At 71.6% G+C, this 2091-nt stretch carries 2 protein-coding genes; one reads left to right on the forward strand and one right to left on the reverse strand.

Features of this window, described 5'->3' with window-relative positions:
* On the reverse strand, window positions 1-899 hold an 899-nt coding region (locus U9R90_RS35755; protein ID WP_411061631.1), incomplete at its 3' end, for an FAD-dependent oxidoreductase.
* Window positions 900-982: 83 nt separating this feature from the next.
* On the opposite strand from U9R90_RS35755, the gene U9R90_RS35760 reads away from it, so the two are divergent.
* Entirely contained in the window at window positions 983-2014 is a 1032-nt protein-coding gene (locus tag U9R90_RS35760; RefSeq protein WP_411061632.1) for an oxidoreductase, read from the forward strand.
* Window positions 2015-2091: the final 77 nt, after the last annotated feature.

The following is a 2091-nucleotide window of genomic DNA, read 5'->3' on the forward strand; positions in this document are numbered from 1 at the left end:
CCCGCACCCCCGTGTCCGTAGTGGTGCACCAGCAGCCCGCCGCCCGCGACCGGCTCCCGCTCGATCCGTACGGCGTCCCGCACCGGCCGCAGCCCCACCCGGTGCTCGATGATCCGGGCCCCGGCGAGCTCAGGACGTACACGGGAGCAGCGCTTGACGATCGCCTCGGCCGTCGCCGGGTCGGGGGTGAGGTCCCAGGCGTCCTCGTGGGCGGTGCCGCCGAGCACCAGGCCGTACGGCTGCGGCAGCAGGTACGTCGTCTCGGTCGGGGACTCGGTGGCCACGAACCACGTGTCGATCCCCGGGTTCTCCACCACGACCAACTGCCCGCGCACCGGGCGCACCGAGGGGTCGGGCACCAGCTCCCGCGCCCCGAGCCCCGTGCAGTTGACCACGACACCCGCCTCGGCCGCCGGCTCCCTGAGGTCGGTGACCGCACGCCGCTCGACGCGCCCGCCCGCGCGCACCAACCGCTCGTGCAGGTACCGCAGATACACCGGCATGTCGAGCAGCGGCACCGTCGCCCGCAGCCCCTGGGCGAAGCCCTCGGGCAACTCATCCGCGCGTGCCTCGCGCAGGCCGTCCACCTGGGCGGACCACTGGGGAAAGGCGGACAGCGGGGTATCGGCCATGGTGCCCGGCACCAGCCGCACACCGGTCGTGTCCGTATCCGCCGCGAGCGCCTCGTACTCGCGCAGAGACCGCACCGCCCAGTCCTCGACCAGCTCCCGAGGCTCGATCCGGTACGGCCAGCACAGGCCTCCGGCCACCGCCGACGTGGTGTCCTGGCCCTCGTCCCGAGTCCACAGCCGCACCCGGCAGCCACGCTCCGCCAGCACCACGGCGGTCGTCAGCCCGATGACCCCGCCACCCATCACGATCACGTCATCCGCGCGCATGCCAGGACACTACGTCCTGCCCACCGGGAGCGGAATGACGAATGCCGCGCTCAGATCACCGCTTGGATGGGGATACTCAGGGCATGTCTGCCGAGTACACCACGTTCGGCCTGGCCCCGGCGATCCGTGCCGGAGGGGTCCTCGCCAACGGTGACTACCAAGTCCACCGGGACTTCCTGGACTTCATCGTGGACGGACGTCCGCTGCTGTTCCAGCTCTCCGACCTGGACGCCGTGTCGCCGCTCGCCTCCGACGTCCCTCCGGCGATCTTCACCGCACATGTGCGGCGCCTCCTCCTGGAAGCCGACGCGCCGCTGACCGACGGGCGGTACGTCATCTACGGCTGTCCCGAGTGCGAAGGGCTCGAATGCGGCGCCGTCACGGCGGTGATCGAACGGAGCGGCGACGGCCAGGACGACTACGTCTGGCGGGACTTCGCCTGGCAGACCGAGGAGCGCGCGGACCTGGAGCGCAACGGCTACCACGGGATAGGCCCGTTCCGCTTCCGCGGCGAGCAGTACCGCAGCGAACTGCGGCGGCTGCTCAGCGCATCGGAGCCCACCGCGCGCCGCCGGGTCCTGCTGATCGGGGCCCGTGCCGCGGTCCTCGCCAAACTGGCCGCGGCCCTGCGGATCATCGGCATCGGAGCGGAAGTCGTCCAGGACGCCTCCGGCATCCCGCCCGAAGAACTGAGCACCTACGGCGCTGTGGCCTTCGGGCGGGCCGTCACCGAGGCCCAGCGCGACACCGTACGGGCCGCGTTCGACCGGGCGGGCGTCGAGGTGGCGTACGTCAGCGGGCTCGCCCCGATCACCCCGCTCCTGGTCGCCCAGATCGAACACGCCCTGGACCGCAGCCCGGTGGAACAACGCAGACTCACCGGCCTGACCGCGACGTCCGGCGCGGCGGAGATCGAGGTCACCTCCACCTGCCGAGTACGCCTCACGGCCTACCGCCTGGACCTCCTCTACCGCACCCACACCCACGACCTCTTCGACGAGGTCCTGACCCCAGGCACCCACCACATCCCCCTGGACGCGAGGGCCACCAGGGGCCAGTCCTACGTGGTAGCCCGCACAACAGACAGCGTCCTGGTATCCCCAACGACGCACTAGCCGTCTACCACGTTGTGGGCATTCGTTCCGCAGGGCGAGGGGGGCACCTCCCGCTCGAGCGAAGTCGAGAGTGGGGG

The sequence above is a fragment of the Streptomyces sp. E11-3 genome (genome assembly GCF_046540415.1).
Taxonomy (GTDB): domain Bacteria; phylum Actinomycetota; class Actinomycetes; order Streptomycetales; family Streptomycetaceae; genus Streptomyces.

Bases quoted from the DNA above. Each gene is read 5' to 3' on its own strand.
- U9R90_RS35760 (WP_411061632.1), top strand. From the start codon at position 983: ATGTCTGCCGAGTACACCACGTTCGGCCTGGCCCCGGCGATCCGTGCC.